Here is an 18,471-nt window from a genome sequence, read left to right as displayed (position 1 = left end):
TCATAATTCCTAATTCATAACTCATAATTTTGAAAAAAGTACTTATCATAACTTATTATTGGCCGCCCGCCGGAGGACCCGGAGTACAGCGCTGGCTGAAGTTTGTGAAGTACCTGCCAGACTTTGGCATACAGCCTATAGTGTATGTTCCCGAAAATCCGACTTATCCGATTATAGATGAAGGATTGGTTAGCGAAGTTTCGGACAAGGCAATCATCTTGAAGAACAAGATTTTTGAGCCGTATGGCTTTGCTTCTGTTTTTTCGAAGAAAAAGACCAAGAAAATCAGTTCAGGCATTATCCCAAACCAAAAGAAACAATCCCTTTTGGAAAAACTTTTACTTTGGATCCGTGGCAATGTTTTTATTCCGGATGCGAGGGTGTTTTGGGTAAAACCATCGGTATTGTTTTTGGAAAAATACATCAAGGAAAACGGAATCGATACAATAATTACCTCGGGTCCGCCACATAGCCTTCATTTGATCGGACTGGCGCTGAAAGAAAGAACAAAAGTGCAATGGCTTGCCGATTTCCGCGATCCGTGGACGACTATAGGCTATCACTCCCAATTGAAATTATCGGCTTCGGCTTCTAGAAAACATAAGGAATTGGAATCGATTGTCTTGAATGGTGCTGATAAAATTTTAGTGACCAGCAATACTACAAAAAAGGAATTTGAAGCACTAACTTCAAAACCTATCGAAGTGATTACGAATGGTTTTGATGTCGAAAAAGTAGAAAAACAGTCGCTGGATGAAAAATTCAGCCTAGCGCATATTGGTTCTTTTTTGTCCGAAAGAAACCCAAGAATCTTATGGAAATGCCTCAAAGAAATCATCAAGGAAAATCCGGACTTCAAAAAAGATTTTGAGCTAAAATTAATCGGAGCCGTAAGCCAAGAAGTATTGGATGCGATATCAGAGTTCCGACTTGATCGTTACGTGAGTAATCTGGGCTATGTTTCGCACAAGACGGCAGTAGAACATCAGAGAAAGTCGCAAATGCTTTTGCTGATTGAAATTAATTCCGAAGACACTAAAAGTATTATCCCTGGAAAATTATTTGAATATATGGCTTCAGAAAGGCCTATTTTGGCTATTGGTCCAGAAGGTTCAGACTTTGCCACGATCATTAAGGAAACGAATACAGGAGCATTTTTTAATTACGATGAGTTCGATGCCTTGAAATCTAATATCTTGGCCAATTATGCGCTTTTCAAAGAAGGAAAATTAAAAACCTACGCAGTAGGATTACAGCAATACAGTCGCAAAAGCCTGACAGAAAAGCTCTCAAAAATAGTGTAATAAGATCAACAAAAATCTTAAATCAAAAATCTAAAATCTTCACATGGGAATCGTATTAAATCAGTCTGCCAAGAACATTGCCGTTACCTATTTTGGTTTTGGTATTGGCGCTGTTAATGCACTTTTTCTCTACACCAGCTTTTTAGGCAAGACGCATTACGGAATCGTTTCATTTTTGCTTTCGGCCGCCAATATCATGATGCCGCTGATGGCGTTTGGCGTTCATAGCACACTAATTCGGTTTTATGCGAAATACAAAGATGAAACAGAACGTGAGCGTTTCTTGAGCTTTATGCTCTTGATGCCGCTATTGCTGATTGTTCCGATCAGCATCATTACGATTTTTGGCTACGAGAAGATTGCTTCTTGGATTGTGGAAGACAACCCTACAGTCGAGCCTTTTCTGTGGCTGATTCCTGTCGTAGGCTTGTTTATGGGCTATTTTGAGATTTTTTATGCGTGGGTAAAAGTACACATGAAGTCTGTTTTTGGAAATTTTATCAGCGAAGTCTTGGTAAGGATCCTGACGACTGTTCTTTTGTGTTCTATTTATTTAGGATGGATTGACAAGGATACGTTTATTTATTGCATTGCCGGAGCGTATGGTTTGCAGATGCTAGCGATGATTATATATGCGATGTATGTCAAGATGCCTACCTTCCATGTCAAGGTTCCTGAAAACGTAAAGGATATTTTTGGCTATTCTTTTTTTATCATACTATCGGGAAGCGTTGCGGTTTTATTGCTTGATTTTGATAAGGTAATGATTCCGGCATATGAAGAAATCAGCAAGAATGCAGTATATTCTGTTGCTATTTATATTGCGACGGTTATCGCAGTTCCGAGTCGTGCCATGCTGCAGATTATCTACCCGATCACGGCGCGCCTGATGAGCGAAGAAAAGATGGAGGAATTGAACGAGCTGTATAAAAAAAGTGCCATAAGCCTGCAGGTATTTGGCGGTTTGGTGATGCTGGGAATCTTCTTGAATATCAAACAGCTCTATCTGGTAATTCCAGGGAATTATGAAGCCGGAATTTTGAGTGTTTTCTTGATTGGCCTTGGAAAGTTTTATGATGTAATCTTAGGAAATAACAATGCTATCATTCTCAATACGAAATACTATCGTATGGTCTTGCTTTTCGGCTTGCTTTTGGTCGTAATGATGATCGGATTAAACATGCTTTTTATACCGATGTATGGCATTACAGGTTCGGCCTTGGCTACCTTTATTTCAATCTTCGTTTACAATACCATCAAGCTTTTGTTTGTGGTAAAAAAGATGGATCTCTATCCGTTTACTAGAAATACCTTAAAATCGTTCGGGATTATAATCGTATTGTTCTGTGCTTTCTATTTCTGGGATTTTCCTTTTAATCCGTATGTGAATATCATCTTGAAATCAATATTGATTACGATTGCGTATGTATATCTGAATTATGTTTTCGCTATTTCTTCGGATATTAATTTGGTACTAAAAAATGTGATGAATAGAATAGGCAAGGGCTCAAAATAATAAATCCCGCCTACTTTGCAGTACAACGGGATTTATAACAAACCTAACCAACCAATTTTAATAATCAACCAAATTATTAAACTCTTAAATATTTTATCAGTTAACCAACTAACTTTTATATCATAGTATATTCAAGTTCCATGCCAAAGTTAAAATGTCATGCTTCCTGAAGTGATAAATTAGTGTTAAACAGCGCTATAGTTTTTCCTTGAGGTATTTTCCCGTAATCGATTTTTTATTCTGTACGATTTCTTCTGGAGTGCCCGATGCAATTAGGTGTCCGCCATTTTCGCCTCCTTCAGGACCGATATCAATAATATAGTCGGCACATTTTATCAAATCGAGATTGTGCTCGATGACAATGATCGAATGGCCTTTGTCTATCAACGCATCAAATGAAGCCAAGAGCTTTTTGATGTCGTGGAAATGCAAGCCTGTAGTCGGTTCATCAAAAACAAACAACGCCTTGTCTTTTGTCGCACCTTTGACTAGGAATGTCGCTAGCTTGATTCGCTGTGCTTCTCCGCCTGAAAGCGTCGAAGAAGATTGCCCGAGCTGTACATAACCTAATCCCACATCTTGCAGCGGTTGTAATTTCTGAATGATTTTTGTCTGATTCTGTTCCTTGAAAAAGGCTACGGCATCGTCTATGGTCAAAGTCAATATATCATCGATATTTTTTCCTTCGTACGTAACTTCCAGAATTTCTTTCTTGAAACGTTTTCCGTTGCAGGTATCGCAGACCAATTGCACATCGGCCATAAAAACCATCTCTACATTGATGGTTCCTTCGCCTTTGCAGGTTTCACAGCGTCCGCCATCTACGTTAAAGGAAAAGTGTTTCGGCTGATAATTTCGTATCTGCGACAGTTTTTGCTTGGCAAATAAATCACGGATATCATCATAGGCTTTGATATACGTCACCGGATTCGAGCGCGAGCTTCTTCCGATAGGATTCTGGTCTATATATTCGATATGCTTAATAAGCTGATAGCTTCCGGTCATTTCGGTAAACTGTCCGGCTTTTTCTCCAACGCCTTCCAACGCTTTCTGCATGGCTGGGAAAAGGATCTTTTTGACAAGCGTACTTTTTCCACTTCCCGAAACTCCTGTAATTACCGTAAGCACTTCTAGTGGAAAGCGCACGTCTATATTTTGCAGGTTGTTTTCGCGAGCCCCTTTGATGTCGATGAAGTTTTTATATTTTCTGCGGATTCTTGGCGTTTTGATTTCTTCCTGCCCGTTTAGGTATTTCGCAGTCAACGATGTCGATTGAAGTATTTCGTCAAAAGTCCCTTGGGCGACCAATTCACCTCCAAAAGTCCCAGCTTCTGGACCGATGTCAATAATCATATCGGCCGCTTTCATGATGTCTTCGTCATGTTCGACTACAATAACCGTATTCCCTAGATCGCGAAGCGAAAGCAATACTTTTATTAATCTTTCGGTGTCTTTTGGATGGAGTCCGATACTAGGCTCATCCAGAATATACATCGAACCGACAAGGCTGCTTCCCAAAGAAGTGGCCAGATTGATTCGTTGTGATTCACCGCCTGATAATGTGGCAGAATTTCGGTTTAAGGTAAGATAATCCAAGCCAACTTCTGTCAAAAAGGCCAATCGGTTATTGATTTCTAAAAGCAATCGTTTGGCTACTTTTAGGTCGTATTCGGATAATTCCAGTTCCTTGAAAAAGACAACCAGTCTTTTGATTGGCAAATCGACCAAGTCGGAAATCGTCTTTCCGCCAATCTTGATGTAATTTGCTTCTTCGCGAAGACGTTTTCCTCGACAATCCGGACATTTGGTCTTGCCACGGTAGCGGGATAACATGACGCGGTTTTGTATCTTATAATTTTTGACTTCGAGTTCTTTGAAGAATTCATTCAATCCCACGAAATCTTTGTTGCCTTTCCAAACCAACGCCTTCTGTTCTTCTGTAAGCTGGTAGTAGGGCTTGTGTATCGGAAAATCAAACTTATAGCCGTTCTTGACCAGTTCGTCTCGGTACCAGCTCATGCTTTCGCCGCGCCATGGATAAATAGCATTTTCGAAAATTGACAAGGCCGTGTTTGGAATAACTAGCTCTTCGTCAATCCCGATTATATTTCCGTAGCCTTGGCATGTCGGACAAGCACCATAGGGATTGTTGAAGCTAAAAAGGTGTACGTTTGGTTCGAAAAATTGAATGCCGTCTAGTTCAAAATTATTGCTGTAGGTAAAACGTTTTTCGGTATTTAATTCTTGCAGATAACAAATGCCTTTCCCTTCGTAAAAAGCAGTCTGTATAGCATCGGCAAGACGATTATAGAATTCTTCTTCATCTTTAACAACAATCCTGTCGATAATCAAAAGAATATCCTTGTTGTCTAAAGTATGGCCGTCGATTTCATCGAGACGCACCATTTCGTTATTGATCAGGATACGGGCGAAACCTTGCTGCAAAAGCACTTTCAGCTTGTCTTCAAGCGCACGTCCTTCTTCAAGATGGATAGGAGCGAGGAGCAGCCATTTGCTTTCCAATTCAAACGATTTTACGTCATTGATGACATCTGTAATAGTATCTTTCTTGACTTCTTGTCCGGATATAGGAGAAAAGGTCTTTCCGATTCTGGCAAAAAGAAGCTTCAGGTAATCGTATATTTCAGTAGAAGTACCTACAGTCGAACGCGCATTTGTGGTGTTGACCTTCTGTTCGATGGCAATCGCAGGAGCAATTCCTTTGATATAATCTACTTTCGGTTTATCTAAACGCCCAAGGAATTGCCTTGCATACGACGATAAGCTTTCGACATATCTTCGTTGTCCTTCGGCGTACAAGGTATCAAAAGCAAGACTCGATTTTCCAGAGCCTGAAAGCCCCGTAATTACTACGAGTTTGTTTCTAGGAATGACGACATCTAAATTCTTAAGATTGTGAATTTGAGCGCCTTTGATGATAATATTTGTCTTTGGTTCTATTTTTGTGATATCAGTAATCATAGCAAATTTTGAGAGATGCAAAGATAATTAATTTAAGGAAGCTGTTGATGGTTTAAAATTGAGAAATATGTGTGTATTTCAATGTTAAAGGAGTGATAATTGTGTCGAAAATTGCTATGTTTTAATGGATAATCATTGTTAAAATTTATTTTATTGTACGATTTATGTTAAAAATCAATATTTTGTTTTGTACTATAAAAAAAATAATACTACATTTGGTTCATAATTAATCTTAATTTAACACTTGCCTATTACAAAAAATTACTTTTTAGAAATTCTATTTTTCGTTTACAACCAAAAACTAAAAGGTAATACTATGGCAAATGTTCAAACCCCAGACGCTTTGTTGGTAAAGAGATATGTAGCAGGTGAAGAAATCGCCCTTGCTTCACTTATCGAAAGACACCAGTCAAAAATCTATGGATTTATCTATTCCAAGGTTTCTGACAGAGATATTACTGATGATATTTTTCAAGATACATTCATTAAAGTAATCCGCACCTTAAAATCAGGATCTTATAATGAAGAAGGAAAATTTCTTCCATGGGTAATGAGGATTGCTCATAATCTTATCGTAGATCATTTCAGAAGAAATAAAAAAATGCCAATGTTTAGAGAGACGGAAGATTTTTCTATATTTTCGATTATGTCTGACAGCTGCCCGAATATCGAGAGCAAAATGATTACGGCACAAGTAGAAAATGATTTGAGAAAACTAATCGAAGAACTTCCAGACGATCAGAAAGAAGTACTGTTGATGAGAATCTATCAAGACCTTAGTTTTAAAGAAATCTCAGAGTTGACGGGCGTTAGCATCAATACGGCATTAGGAAGGATGCGTTATGCTCTGATGAACTTGAGAAAAGTTATCGACAAGCATCAAATTATCTTGACTAATTAACAATATTCGTATAATTGTTGCGTTGTAGTAGAAAGAACCTATAAAATAAATATATGGCAAAAATCTACTCTAAAAAATCATTAGCAACACAACCAATGCAGCCTAAGAAAGAAACAATATCGTTTTTATTAAATTACTCTAAAGCCTTGAGCTATATTAAAGTAAAAGGGCTAAAATTTGAGTCAATTGCTAACTGAGAAAATATCCCGATAATTTTTTATCGGGATATTTTTTTTACTTTTTGGTCAGCTCGGCCAATATTTTTTTACTTCCGATAGTACGGGTGATGATATCTTTTTCGAGATTCCAGCCTCTTGCTGGCGAATATTCTCTTCCGTACCAGATAATCTGAAGATGCAGGTCGTTCCATAATTCTTTAGGGAAAATCGCTTTGGCATCTTTTTCGGTTTCTACCACATTTTTTCCGCTTGACAATCCCCAGCGATACATCAATCTATGGATGTGCGTGTCTACCGGAAAAGCAGGGACTCCGAAAGCTTGCGACATGACTACGCTTGCGGTCTTATGGCCTACAGCCGGAAGCGACTCCAACGCTTCAAAGTTTTGCGGAACTTCGCCATTATACTTATCGATAAGTATGTGTGATAGTCCGTAAATTCCTTTCGATTTCATAGGCGATAGACCGCACGGACGTATAATATCTTGGATTTCTTCGACTGACATTTTTATCATATCGTAAGGGTTATCGGCCTTTGCAAATAGGATAGGCGTGATTTGATTGACTCTTACATCTGTACATTGGGCAGAAAGCAGCACAGCTATCAGTAGCGTATAGGCATCTTTATGGTCTAAAGGAACAGGGACGGTTGGATATAGTTGTTTTAACGTATTAATAACAAATGTTGCACGTTCTTTTTTGGTCATTTTTAGCTATTTTTATACTTGTAAAATTAGGATAAATATTTGTTTTCCTTGACTGATTCTCTAAAAACCCAATACCAAAAATATGACAACATTAAAAGCAGGCGACAAGGCACCGGATTTTTCTGGCTTTGATCAAGACGGAAAATTCCGCCAATTAGAAGATTATAAAGGAAAGAAATTAGTAGTTTTCTTTTACCCAAAGGCCAATACGCCAGGCTGTACTGCCGAAGCTTGTGATTTGCGCGATAATTTCGAGCGTTTTAAAGCTAATAATTATGAACTTCTTGGCGTCAGTGCCGATTCGCAAAAAGCACAAGGAAAATTCAAGGATAAGTTTAAGTTTCCGTTCCCGTTGCTAGCAGACGAAGATAAAGAAGTCATCCAGGCATTTGGAGTCTGGGGACCTAAGAAATTTATGGGAAGAACGTATGACGGTATCCACAGGACGACTTTTGTGATTAATGAAGAAGGCATTATCGATGAAGTGATTTCGGATGTGAAAACCAAGGCACATGCCAATCAGATCTTAAAGTAATTTATACGAATTCATAAAAAAAGCAGTATTCACTTTTATCTGAATACTGCTTTTTTATTTTTATTACTGAATCTTAATTCGTGCTTTCTTCCATGAGTTTCTTCGGGTCATATCCGAAAAGATTGTCTCTTTTGATCAATTCGGCAATACCTTGCGGCAACATGCTTTCCCAACCTGGTTTTCCTTTGCTGATCATTTTTAGTACTTCTCTTGAGAAAATTTCTAAGTCATGTTCATCAAAATCTGTGATATCGACCACTTTTCCGTTGAATTTGAAGAATTTGTACAATTCCTTCATACGCGGATGAACTTTCAGATTTTCTGAGTTGATTACTACTCCGTCTTCATCTTTCATCGGATATAAGAAAACTTTTAAATCGCGGTAGAATAATTTACCGAAAGCTTCCAAAATACCTCCGCTCAAGTGACGGTAATATTTCTCATCAAAAACGTCTACCAAGTTGTTGACACCCATGGCGAGTCCCATTCTCGCTTTGGTATAGTTAGAGAAATATTCAACAACTTTATAATATTCTTGGAAGTTGGAAATCATTACGGTCTGTCCTAACGAACAAAGTAACTCTGCTCTGTCCATGAAATCTCTTTCGTCAATTTCTCCATCGGAACGAAGATTGGAAAGCGTAATTTCAAAAACAACCAGCGTATTTTCCTTTTCTACTTTATTTTCTTCAAGAAACATTTTTAGCGACTTCTCATACATGTCCATGTTGACTCGCGTAACAGGTCGAAAGCTTCCTCTTAATGCCAAGATGTTTTTCTTGTACAATATCGCGGCCGGCAAAACATTCTTTCCTTCCGGATCAAACATCACGGCATCTGTCATTCCGTTTTTGACCAATTGAAGGCTCATCAAACGGTTGTCTACATCAGCAAAACGAGGCCCTGAAAAGTTTATCGTATCGATTTCCAATTGGTCTTTGTCCAAATGGTCATACAAATAACGCAACAGTTTTTTCGGGTCGTTGTATTTATAAAAAGCACCATAAATCAAATTAACACCAAGAATACCAAGTGTTTCTTGCTGTAATCTTGCGTCAGTTTCTTTAAAGCGGATGTGCAGTACGATTTCGTTATAATCTTCGTCTGGCTCGATCTGGTATTTGATTCCAACCCAGCCGTGGCCTTTGAATTGTTTCGCAAAGTCGATAGTGGCTACTGTATTAGCATAGCTAAAAAACATCTTGCTCGGATGCTTGTCTCTTTTCAAACGCTGTTCAACAAGCTTGACTTCGTGCGAAAGCATTTTTTTAAGTCTAGCTTCGGTGACATATCTTCCGTCGGTTTCAGCACCATAAATAGCGTCGCTAAAATCTTTATCATAAGCAGACATAGCTTTTGCTATAGTTCCAGAAGAACCGCCAGTTCTGAAGAAATGTCTTACGGTTTCTTGTCCGGCACCAATCTCTGCAAAAGTGCCATAAATATTTTCGTTCAAGTTAATACGGAGGGCTTTATCCTTTATAGAAGGAATTTGCTCGATGACCTTATCTCCTTTAAGTTTGATTTCGTTCTCGTCGTTTCTCATAATAGTGATAATACTTTGCAAAGTTAACAAAATAGGGCTTTTATTAAAGGGAATTAATCCTATTTTTGTAAAAAATTAACGTCAATTGAAAGTATATTTTTTAGGTACAGGAACTTCGCAAGGCATTCCAGTAATCGGAAGCAGTCATCCTGTATGTAAAAGCAATGATCCAAGAGACAAACGCCTTCGCGTTTCGGTTTGGATTTCTTGGGAAAATCACTCTTTTGTCATTGATTGCGGCCCTGATTTTAGGCAGCAGATGCTGGTTTCCGAATGTCCAAAAATAGACGGAATCTTGTTCACGCATGAACATTCAGACCATACTGCTGGACTGGATGATATTAGGCCGTTCAACTTCAGGCAAGGCAATATTCCTATCTATCTTCACAAGCGCGTTTTAGAGTCTTTAAAGAGAAGGTTTGATTATGTTTTTGAAACGGTTGATAAGTATCCCGGAGCTCCTTCTGTAGAACCGATAGAAGTTGTCAATGGACAAAATTTTACTATCGGAGATAAAATAGCAATTCCGATTAACGTCATGCATGGCGGACTTCAGGTTTTTGGCTATAGGATTGATGATTTTGCTTATCTGACAGATGTCAAGACTATTGAACAGTCTGAAATTGAAAAGCTAAAAGGATTGAAAGTATTGGTCGTAAATGCCTTGAGAGAAGAACCGCACCATTCGCATTTTAATCTTGAGGAAGCGTTAGATTTTATCAAAATACTACAGCCCGAAAAGGCCTATCTGACTCACATCAGCCACCGAATGGGATTCCATGAGGAAGTACAAAAACAGCTTCCTGAGAATGTGTTTTTGGCGTATGACAACCTGCAAATAACTATTTAAATTGAAATAAACTATGAAAAAACCACTGCTTTATCTTTTCATATTATCCGTCTTGTTGAATATTTTCACGTACATGTATTTTACTAAAAAGACAAAATTTGAAGAAGATAGGATTGCTAATTTCCAAAAAGAATCCAAAGCAAAAAAAGATTCTATAGCAGCGCTGAACAATCAGGTCATGGATGCCAATTATTTTTCGTTGGAATATAACGACAATGCGATAGAATATTTTGAAAACTTTGATGTGAACCAGCTGGCGGCAGAAATTCGTGATGAAATCAGTTCTTTGAATGAAAAGCCGGAAGGCAATCCGCTTACAAAATATGATAAGATTAATGATAACAAAGCAATCATTAACAAAATAAAAATCTTGAACAACCGCTGGATTATAGCCGATTTTAACATTGGCGGCGCTTGGGGAGAAGTCATGATCAAATATTTTAAAGAAGAGGGCAAGCCGACAGAATATGAAACGATGGATACTTTTATTTATCCGAAGACTCTTAAATAAAAGTTTTTTTATAATTTTATAGACTGTCAAGCCTAAACCCTCAATCGATTATGAAAAAAATATTTTTGCTGGCTCTTGTTGTCATTTCTGCTTATTCTTGCAAGGATTTAAGCAACGGATCTGATATGACGATCCAGAAGGACAGCTTGGGAACTGTGGTCGGAAATGATAAGGATGATAAAGGCTGTGTTGCTTCGGCAGGCTATACTTGGTCTGAGCTGAAAAAGAATTGCATCCGTCCGTTTGAAGTCGGTATCCGCCTTAATCCTGCTACAGAAATAAAGCAAGGCGATGCCGTTTATAGTGCTTTTGCTGTCTTGGAAGAGAATGGCGACCGAGCCGAACTTTTTATACCTAACGAAAAATTGCCTTTGATGCTCGTAAGAGAATCAGAAGGAAAACCTTATGTGAAGGATGACTGGAAACTACAGACTACCAAAGGGTATAAACTTATGAAAGGCGATTCGCTATTGTATGCCGGCGCGCTGATTAATGAAGAAGTTATCACAGGAAGCGACAGAATAGACGACTAAAATTTAAATAATGATAAAAAAAGGATTCCATATTGGAATCCTTTTTTTATTTATGGTTTTCGAGCCAATTTTTGAAATCATAAAAATTTTGTGGAGAAACTCCGTGGCCGATAGGATATTCTTTATAAGTCACATCAATCCCTAAGCTTTTTAGCGCATCGGGAGCTTTTCTGGCCCATTCTACAGGAATGACCTGATCTACGGTTCCGTGGGAAGCAAACATTTTTAAATGGCTGAAATCCTTTTTTTCGTAACCAGAAACCAGCAAGTCTGGATTTAGGTAACCGCTTAACGCTACAACGTTTTTGATTTTTTCAGGATAGCTCAGCGCAATGGCATAGCTCAATATTGTTCCTTGACTGAAGCCAATTAAAGTAACGTCTTGAAAGTCAATAGGCAGGTTCGAAACCAATTCATTGATAAGTCTTGCTATCAAATCCCTTGATTCTCTTGCTTGGTCGTTGTCTGAAAATTTGTTTTCGTCGGCATCAAAATTTATGGCATACCAAGCATGGCCGTATGGCTGTAAATTATATGGTGCTCTTGCCGAAACTACATAATATTCATCTGGTAGTTCTGGTGCAAAGGAAAATAAATCTTCTTCATTGCTTCCGTAGCCGTGAAGCAACAACAATAAAGGATTTTTTTCTTTTTTTATTCTGGGCTCTCGAATGAGGTATTCTATGTTTGATTTCATTATTCTAAGTAAGATTTTTGAATGCTTTTTGGAAAAAGCTTCCTAGAAGAGGAATCATGTTCATCTGTCCTTGGAGCGCGCTCACAAAGCTATAAGCCCAAAGTATAAAAATAAAAAGATACAATGCCGAGGAAATCATCCAGCTGTCGAACAATCCTACGGGATAGCCTAACGCAAAAAACAAAAGAAATATTCCTAAGGTCTGGCGAATGTAAAAGCCTGCGAAAGCATTCTTCTTGTCGCCGTTAAGCACTGCCGCTATAATCGTTCCTAAAATCGTAAGATGGGCGATGATTGCCGTATTTTTTCCTTCTTCAACTGTATTTTTCATAATCTAGTCGTTTAGAACTAATTTTTGGTTGTTGTATATTCCATAGGCTTTTCCTTTCATTGATTGTCCTAGGAAAGCCGAGTTTTTTGATTTTGACAAAATATTTTCTTTGCCAAATGTCCATTTTTCTTCCGGATTAAAAAGTGTGATATTGGCTTTATTACCTTCTTTAATTTCAAGGTTCTCAATGCTGAAGATTGCTTTTCCGGCTACCAATTTCTCAATGATACTCTCTACAGGCAAAACGGTTGTTAAAGCTCCGAAAGCGCTTTCCAATCCGATCGTTCCGTTTTTAGCCATATCAAATTCCATTTTTTTATGCTCGATATCTATCGGATTATGATCCGAAGTAATCATATCGATAATGCCGTCTTTTACTGCTTTAACCAATGCTTTTCTATCCGATTCGCTTCTTAAAGGCGGCGTTACTTTATATCTTGTGTCGAAACCATCTAGCTTTTCGTCCGTCAAGACCAAATTGTGAACCGCTACGCTGCACGTCACGTTCAAGCCTTTAGCTTTTGCTTCTTTAATTAATTGTGCCGACTTTGCTGTCGAAATGGTAGGAATGTGCAATTTTCCTCCAGTATATTCTAAGATAAACAAATTTCTTGAAATCTGCAATTCTTCCGCCAAGGCCGGTATTCCTTTTAAGCCTAATCGTGTGCTGACAATTCCTTCATTCGCCACGCCAGCTCCTTTGATATTGGAATCTTGAGAATAGGTGATAACCAATCCGTCAAAATCTTGTACATATTGCAGCGCAATTTTTAGCAAGTTGGCGTTTGACAAGCTTTTGTTGTAATCTCCAAAAGCAACAGCGCCGGAATTTTTCATGTCGAATAATTCGGCAAGATCGGTGCCTTCGCTATTTTTGGTCAAAGCTCCGATAGGGAATAAGTCCGTAGCAAAGCCTTCCGCTTTTCTTTTTACAAAACTGATGCTGGATTGATTGTCTAAAATCGGAAAGCTATTCGGCTGCATCGCAATAGCCGTAAAGCCACTTTTTCCAGCAGTATCTAATCCGTTAGAAATTGTCTCTCGGTCTTCGAAACCAGGTTCGCCCAAGCTGACGCTAGAATCAAACCAGCCTTGAGATACGTGCAGATTTTCGAGAGATACTTCTTCTAGCTTGTCGGGGTTCTGCAATTTCTTTCCAATCTTGGTTATGACGCCGCTCTCAATCTTTAGATCTGCAATTTCATTATGGTACGGGCTTTTAGGGTCGATAATTTTAGCTTGTCGGATGATTATGTTCATTTTACAAATTTTTGTATCAATATTTCAGTGACTAGAAACAGCAGGGTCAAAAACACAAACCATTTCCAGATTTCGTTGTCGGTTCGTTCCGTCTGTAAAGTATCAAAAACGTTGTCGATGCTTTCAATAACGTTATAATCGGATAATAAGGATTCGTTAGAAGCGCTCAAGTCACTTTCGGTCCTGCCGTAGTTAAAGCTAATTTTCTTTAGCAGATTGTCTTGCTTGTATATTCCAAAATTTCCTGCTTCTTGAGGGAAATCGTTAAAAGTCAATTTTACTTTGTTATTGAGTATCTGCTGCATCGGAATAAACTTTTCATTGGCTTCTTCGGAAAGACTTCTGATTTCGACGATTTCGTCTTTTGACAAGGAAGCATCCATCAAAAACGGACTGTTCTCACCGATTGTCAATGCGTTTATTCCCGTTTTTTGGCTGCTGAGTGCCATGTTGTAAAATGTCGGCACAATCAGCGGAGAGTTTTGGAAATTAGAATTATCCTTATTTATAGGAGCAGAAAATACATAAACCGAACTGACTGGATTTTGTACAGCCGTAAGGAAAGCGCTTTGGTCGTCAAAGCTCAATATGGATGGATAGGCACTTGATATTCCAAACGAACTAGCACTATTCGGATATTGGAAGTTGTCGATTTTTTTCTCAAATACCGTGCTGTATAGCGGATTATTGAAAGCAATTTTTGTGACTAATTTTTCTTTGTTTTCTAAAGATTTGAACTGGATTCCCCCAAAATTACCCATTAGGCTGTTCAGATTTGAAACACTACCTTCTGCTGATGGAATTACAATTAGATTGCCTCCTTTTTCTACAAAAGATTTTAAAGTGGTCTGCAAAGCCTGCGGTATTTCTGGCAGTTCGTTCAAGACAATAGCATCTTGCTTTTCCAGAATATTATAGTCCAGCGATTTTAAGTCGAAATTATTGAATACGAACTCGCTGTCGGAATATATCTTTTTCAAGAAGTTGCTTTTTTCGGGCTGCCCGATGCTGACGACATTCAGTCTTTGCGGTTTCGAAATGCTGAAAAACAATTGATTGTCATAGTGCAAAGCATTGTCTTCAATCAAAGCATAACCGTTAAAATCTTCTTTTGGAATCGTAAAATTGATGGATTTTTCTTTGCCTTCAAAATTTACGATGGTCTTGGCAATAAGCTTTTTATCATTGTATAAGGCAATCGGAATGTCGTTTTCATTATCGCCATACGAAGAAAGTTTTACGCCTATATCATAAAAATTGTCTGATGTCTGGTGGATAAACACGCTGTCGATAGAAATATTGTTTTTCTGTTCGGCCTTTGGAATGATAAAATACGTATTGAAAGTAGAATCAATACTTTTCAGCTGTTTTGGCTGTAAACCGACAGCATCTGTAATCACGACAATGTCTTTGTTGTAAGGTGATTTTCTAGATTTTATCTTCGCCATCAGGTTGTCTAAAGCAAATGGCGAAGCGCTATATTTTAGATTTTGCAATTCTCTTTGGATGGATTTTATATCTGTATTCCAGAAAATTTCTGAATTTGTGACCAGTGAAAATGTCTGATTTTCCGGAGCATTTTCTAATAATTCCTGCACAGCCCTTTTCATCAGTTCGCCTTGTTTTCCTTTGGCTTGCATCGAAAACGAATTGTCCAGAATGATAAACATTTCATTTGTGATTCCTTTGCTGTCTTTAGCTTGGAAGAATGGTTGTGCAAAAGCAATAATCAAGCAGGCCAAAAGGAACAATCGGGTGAGCAGCAAAAGCCATTTCTTTAGTTTTGAGCTTTTTCGAGTCTGTATGGCAAGCTCTTTTAGGAAATGTACGTTGGTGAAATATTCTTTCTTGAAGCGTCGCAATTGAAACAAATGGACCAGAATTGGAATAACCAATAAGAAAAGGAAGTAAAGAATTTCAGGGTGTTTGAACTGCATTCATTGAAAGTTTGTCAAAAATACAAATTAGTTGGCAGTTGTCATTGCTAGTTTTGTGATTTTTTTGAACTATTAAATTAACAGTTCTTGAAGATGCTTTTGCGGTTCGAAGCCTTATTTTTGCGGTAAACAATTATTGAAAATGAAAAAAGTCGGGTTTCTACTTTCTACCTTTTTCTTAGTACTAACGGCCAACGCTCAGGATAAAATCTATAGTTTGGTTGTGGGTACGTATACTAATTCCTGCGAGAGCAACGGAATTTATGTCTATGATTTTAGTACCGATACGGGTGATTTTTCTTTGAAAAGTACTTCCGATAAAATAATAAATCCAAGCTATCTGACTATTTCTGGCGATACAAAATTTTTGTATAGCGTAAATGAAAATGGAGCCGACAGCCAAGTGAGTGCTTTTGGATTTAATTCCAAAAACGGGAAATTAAATTTCTTGAATTCCCAAGATTCCCATGGAGCCGATCCTTGTTATATTATCAATGACGAAAAAAATGTCATTGTAGCTAATTATTCAGGAGGAAGTATTTCTGTCTTTGGGAAAAATGCTGATGGCAGCTTGAATAAAGCGAAACAAGTCATACAGCATGAAGGAAAAGGAATCAATGCCCAACGTCAAGAAAGCGCCCACGTGCACATGGTTTATTTTTCGCCAGACAAGAAATATGTTTTTGCAAATGATTTGGGAACAGATCAGATTTCTGTCTACAAATACGATAAAAATGCTCCTGAAAAAGTTTTAGAATTAAAAGAAAGAATTGCCGTAAAATCAGGCAGCGGACCGCGTCATTTGACATTTAGTAAAGATGGAAAATTTGCCTATCTGCTTCAAGAATTGGACGGAACACTGACTGTCTTTAAATACAAAAATGGTTCGCTAAAGCAGCTTCAAGAAACGACTATCGTTGCCAAAGATTTTAAAGGTGAAAATAGTGCTGCAGATATCCATATTTCGCCTAACGGTAAGTTTTTATATGCTACAAATAGGGGAGATGCCAACACAATCAATGCCTTTGTCATCAATAAAAAAGGGACTTTAGATTTGGTGAATCAGGTAAGCACAAAGGGCAAAGGGCCGAGGAATTTTGTGATTGATCCAACGGGTAAATTTTTGTTGGTAGGGCATCAGTACACGAATGAAATCGTAATTTTTAAGATTGATGAAACGACAGGAAAACTCTCTGATACAGGCAAACGAATCGAATTGTGTGCTCCGGTCTGTTTGGTTTTTACGAAAGCTTAAGGAAAATTTTATTTGTCCTTATCTTTTCGTTTTTTATCACGTGATCTTTCCACGCCACGATTTCTAGACTTCGTTTTTCTAGGTTTTGTTTTACCAGGACCTCCCAAATTGACTTTCTTGTTCTTGTCTGATTTTTCATGAAAAGCGCTTCCGCCTTCTTTCTTGACTTTCTTCATCAACAGCTTAACGGGCTGTCTTACTTTTTCAGATTCGATCAAGACGGTTGAAATTTCCACTCCTTCTGGGATTGGTTCTGTATCGACTTCTTTGTTCATCAGCACTTCGCTTTCGATAAAGAATTCTTCTTCTTTCGGACCGACAAAACTGATGGCGATTCCGTCTTTGTCAGCACGTCCCGTCCTTCCGATTCTGTGGATGTACTGCTCTGGAACTTCCGAAACATCAAAATTCAGTACATGGGTAATGTCCGAAATATCCAGACCTCGCGCCATGACGTCTGTGGTGATGATTCCTCGAAGTGTTCCTTGCTGGAAGTTTTCCATCGTTGTCAGACGATAGTTTTGAGATTTATTAGAATGGATTACGCCAAATTGGTCACCGAAATCGTCTGTGATTCGGTCATAAACCATGTCTACAAATTTCTTGTTATTGACGAATATCAAGATTCTCGACATACTTTCATCATTTGACAAAAGGTATTTCAGAAGATTGATTTTTGTGTTGAAATTCGGAACAGCGTATTTGATCTGTTTGATTTTTTCCAACGGCGTTCCCGATGGAACCAACGAAACTTCTTCTGGAAAATCAAAATAATCTTCAAGAACAGCATCGACTTCATCTGTCATCGTAGCTGAAAACAATATGTTTTGGCGTTTTGGTTTCATCATTGCCAAGATGGAAGTCAGCTGTACGCGGAAACCAAGATTCAGCATTTCATCAAATTCGTCAATAACTAACTTTTGTGTTTCGTCAAAACGGATAACATTGTCCAAAGCCAAATCCATCACACGGCCAGGCGTACCAACCAAAATGTCAATTCCTTGATAAACAGACGTTTTTTGAGTGTTTATGTTTACCCCTCCATAAATGCCTAAAGTTCTGACTGACATGTATTTTGTCAGTTTTTCGACTTCTTCCACAACTTGCACGACCAATTCTCTTGTTGGGACAAGAATTACGATTTTTGGCGTATGTGTAGGAGTGAATTTGTATAGTTTTAATAAAGGCAAAAGATACGCAAAAGTCTTACCTGTACCAGTTTGTGCAATTCCCATCATATCACGACCAGACGCAATCACAGAAAAAGATTTTTCCTGAATTGGAGTAGGCGATGTGAATCCTAAGTCATCAATTGCTTTTTGTAAGGATTTAGGAAGGTTGAATTGCTCAAAAGTGGACATAATGTGTAAATTTTGTGCAAAGGTACGTTAAAATTTGGACTTCGTTGGATTGTTTGATTTTTAGGCC

17 protein-coding genes are annotated in these 18,471 nt (G+C 38.1%); 9 read left to right on the top strand and 8 right to left on the bottom strand.

Going from position 1 to position 18,471, the window contains the following annotated elements; translation table 11 throughout:
- Window positions 1–29 precede the first annotated feature (29 nt).
- Window positions 30–1,304: a glycosyltransferase family 4 protein gene (locus CLV94_RS01025; RefSeq protein WP_394345735.1), complete on the top strand. Its 1,275-nt coding sequence runs from the start codon at window positions 30–32 to the stop codon at window positions 1,302–1,304.
- A 43-nt stretch (window positions 1,305–1,347) separates the two neighbouring features.
- Window positions 1,348–2,820 (top strand): oligosaccharide flippase family protein, encoded by a 1,473-nt coding sequence (locus tag CLV94_RS01020; protein ID WP_121374607.1) that lies wholly within the window; start codon window positions 1,348–1,350, stop codon window positions 2,818–2,820.
- A gap of 195 nt (window positions 2,821–3,015) precedes the next feature.
- Here CLV94_RS01020 and uvrA read toward each other — a convergent pair whose 3' ends face one another.
- Window positions 3,016–5,802, bottom strand: a complete 2,787-nt coding sequence (gene uvrA, locus CLV94_RS01015) for an excinuclease ABC subunit UvrA (protein ID WP_121374606.1) — start codon at window positions 5,800–5,802, stop codon at window positions 3,016–3,018.
- A 316-nt stretch (window positions 5,803–6,118) separates the two neighbouring features.
- Here uvrA and CLV94_RS01010 point away from each other — a divergent pair, with 316 nt between their 5' ends.
- Window positions 6,119–6,703, top strand: coding sequence for an RNA polymerase sigma factor (locus CLV94_RS01010; protein ID WP_121376189.1), 585 nt, complete (start codon window positions 6,119–6,121; stop codon window positions 6,701–6,703).
- 53 nt (window positions 6,704–6,756) lie between these two features.
- Entirely contained in the window at window positions 6,757–6,900 is a 144-nt protein-coding gene (locus CLV94_RS16960; protein WP_170148721.1) for a hypothetical protein, read from the top strand.
- Window positions 6,901–6,937: 37 nt separating this feature from the next.
- Here the strand turns inward: CLV94_RS16960 and CLV94_RS01005 are convergent, their stop codons facing one another.
- Window positions 6,938–7,588, bottom strand: coding sequence for an endonuclease III domain-containing protein (locus CLV94_RS01005; RefSeq protein ID WP_121374605.1), 651 nt, complete (start codon window positions 7,586–7,588; stop codon window positions 6,938–6,940).
- 82 nt (window positions 7,589–7,670) lie between these two features.
- Between CLV94_RS01005 and bcp the strand changes: the two genes are divergently transcribed.
- Window positions 7,671–8,123, top strand: coding sequence for a thioredoxin-dependent thiol peroxidase (bcp, locus tag CLV94_RS01000; protein ID WP_121374604.1), 453 nt, complete (start codon window positions 7,671–7,673; stop codon window positions 8,121–8,123).
- A gap of 73 nt (window positions 8,124–8,196) precedes the next feature.
- Here bcp and CLV94_RS00995 read toward each other — a convergent pair whose 3' ends face one another.
- On the bottom strand, window positions 8,197–9,669 hold the full coding sequence (locus CLV94_RS00995) for a TonB-dependent receptor (RefSeq protein ID WP_121374603.1): 1,473 nt from the start codon (window positions 9,667–9,669) through the stop codon (window positions 8,197–8,199).
- A gap of 85 nt (window positions 9,670–9,754) precedes the next feature.
- On the opposite strand from CLV94_RS00995, the gene CLV94_RS00990 reads away from it, so the two are divergent.
- Genes CLV94_RS00990 through CLV94_RS00980 form a run of 3 tightly spaced genes read left to right on the top strand, consistent with a single transcriptional unit; the run spans window position 9,755 to window position 11,563 of the window.
- Window positions 9,755–10,519 (top strand): MBL fold metallo-hydrolase, encoded by a 765-nt coding sequence (locus tag CLV94_RS00990; RefSeq protein ID WP_121374602.1) that lies wholly within the window; start codon window positions 9,755–9,757, stop codon window positions 10,517–10,519.
- A gap of 13 nt (window positions 10,520–10,532) precedes the next feature.
- Window positions 10,533–11,030 carry a hypothetical protein gene (locus CLV94_RS00985; protein ID WP_220477617.1) on the top strand — a complete coding sequence of 166 codons (498 nt, stop codon included), beginning with the start codon at window positions 10,533–10,535 and terminating at the stop codon, window positions 11,028–11,030.
- A gap of 50 nt (window positions 11,031–11,080) precedes the next feature.
- Window positions 11,081–11,563 (top strand): hypothetical protein, encoded by a 483-nt coding sequence (locus CLV94_RS00980; protein ID WP_121374601.1) that lies wholly within the window; start codon window positions 11,081–11,083, stop codon window positions 11,561–11,563.
- Between the two features lie 46 nt (window positions 11,564–11,609).
- Here CLV94_RS00980 and CLV94_RS00975 read toward each other — a convergent pair whose 3' ends face one another.
- Genes CLV94_RS00975 through CLV94_RS00960 form a run of 4 tightly spaced genes read right to left on the bottom strand, consistent with a single transcriptional unit; the run spans window position 11,610 to window position 15,788 of the window.
- Entirely contained in the window at window positions 11,610–12,260 is a 651-nt protein-coding gene (locus tag CLV94_RS00975) for an alpha/beta hydrolase (RefSeq protein ID WP_121374600.1), read from the bottom strand.
- Window positions 12,261–12,264: 4 nt separating this feature from the next.
- A complete protein-coding gene (locus CLV94_RS00970; protein ID WP_121374599.1) occupies window positions 12,265–12,591 on the bottom strand; it encodes a hypothetical protein in 327 nt (108 codons plus the stop codon).
- A gap of 3 nt (window positions 12,592–12,594) precedes the next feature.
- Entirely contained in the window at window positions 12,595–13,851 is a 1,257-nt protein-coding gene (locus CLV94_RS00965; protein ID WP_121374598.1) for a dihydroorotase, read from the bottom strand.
- Entirely contained in the window at window positions 13,848–15,788 is a 1,941-nt protein-coding gene (locus tag CLV94_RS00960) for a vWA domain-containing protein (protein ID WP_121374597.1), read from the bottom strand. The genes CLV94_RS00965 and CLV94_RS00960 overlap by 4 nt, the downstream gene beginning before the upstream one ends.
- A 142-nt stretch (window positions 15,789–15,930) precedes the next feature.
- Between CLV94_RS00960 and CLV94_RS00955 the strand changes: the two genes are divergently transcribed.
- On the top strand, window positions 15,931–17,043 hold the full coding sequence (locus tag CLV94_RS00955; protein WP_121374596.1) for a lactonase family protein: 1,113 nt from the start codon (window positions 15,931–15,933) through the stop codon (window positions 17,041–17,043).
- An 8-nt stretch (window positions 17,044–17,051) separates the two neighbouring features.
- Here the strand turns inward: CLV94_RS00955 and CLV94_RS00950 are convergent, their stop codons facing one another.
- On the bottom strand, window positions 17,052–18,404 hold the full coding sequence (locus CLV94_RS00950; protein WP_121374595.1) for a DEAD/DEAH box helicase: 1,353 nt from the start codon (window positions 18,402–18,404) through the stop codon (window positions 17,052–17,054).
- Window positions 18,405–18,471: the final 67 nt, after the last annotated feature.

The sequence above is a fragment of the Flavobacterium endophyticum genome (assembly GCF_003634455.1).
GTDB classification, from domain to species: Bacteria; Bacteroidota; Bacteroidia; order Flavobacteriales; family Flavobacteriaceae; genus Flavobacterium; species Flavobacterium endophyticum.
The sequence above is the reverse complement of the archived record's forward strand: the minus strand, read 5'-3'. Positions and strand labels throughout refer to the sequence as shown.

What these genes read in the sequence shown, in the direction of transcription:
- CLV94_RS01020 (WP_121374607.1), top strand. Translation starts at nt 1,348, where the DNA reads ATGGGAATCGTATTAAATCAGTCTGCCAAGAACATTGCCGTTACCTAT.
- uvrA (WP_121374606.1), bottom strand. Translation starts at nt 5,802, where the DNA reads ATGATTACTGATATCACAAAAATAGAACCAAAGACAAATATTATCATC.
- CLV94_RS01010 (WP_121376189.1), top strand. Translation starts at nt 6,119, where the DNA reads ATGGCAAATGTTCAAACCCCAGACGCTTTGTTGGTAAAGAGATATGTA.
- CLV94_RS16960 (WP_170148721.1), top strand. Translation starts at nt 6,757, where the DNA reads ATGGCAAAAATCTACTCTAAAAAATCATTAGCAACACAACCAATGCAG.
- CLV94_RS01005 (WP_121374605.1), bottom strand. Translation starts at nt 7,588, where the DNA reads ATGACCAAAAAAGAACGTGCAACATTTGTTATTAATACGTTAAAACAA.
- bcp (WP_121374604.1), top strand. Translation starts at nt 7,671, where the DNA reads ATGACAACATTAAAAGCAGGCGACAAGGCACCGGATTTTTCTGGCTTT.
- CLV94_RS00995 (WP_121374603.1), bottom strand. Translation starts at nt 9,669, where the DNA reads ATGAGAAACGACGAGAACGAAATCAAACTTAAAGGAGATAAGGTCATC.
- CLV94_RS00985 (WP_220477617.1), top strand. Translation starts at nt 10,533, where the DNA reads ATGAAAAAACCACTGCTTTATCTTTTCATATTATCCGTCTTGTTGAAT.
- CLV94_RS00980 (WP_121374601.1), top strand. Translation starts at nt 11,081, where the DNA reads ATGAAAAAAATATTTTTGCTGGCTCTTGTTGTCATTTCTGCTTATTCT.
- CLV94_RS00975 (WP_121374600.1), bottom strand. Translation starts at nt 12,260, where the DNA reads ATGAAATCAAACATAGAATACCTCATTCGAGAGCCCAGAATAAAAAAA.
- CLV94_RS00970 (WP_121374599.1), bottom strand. Translation starts at nt 12,591, where the DNA reads ATGAAAAATACAGTTGAAGAAGGAAAAAATACGGCAATCATCGCCCAT.
- CLV94_RS00965 (WP_121374598.1), bottom strand. Translation starts at nt 13,851, where the DNA reads ATGAACATAATCATCCGACAAGCTAAAATTATCGACCCTAAAAGCCCG.
- CLV94_RS00960 (WP_121374597.1), bottom strand. Translation starts at nt 15,788, where the DNA reads ATGCAGTTCAAACACCCTGAAATTCTTTACTTCCTTTTCTTATTGGTT.
- CLV94_RS00955 (WP_121374596.1), top strand. Translation starts at nt 15,931, where the DNA reads ATGAAAAAAGTCGGGTTTCTACTTTCTACCTTTTTCTTAGTACTAACG.
- CLV94_RS00950 (WP_121374595.1), bottom strand. Translation starts at nt 18,404, where the DNA reads ATGTCCACTTTTGAGCAATTCAACCTTCCTAAATCCTTACAAAAAGCA.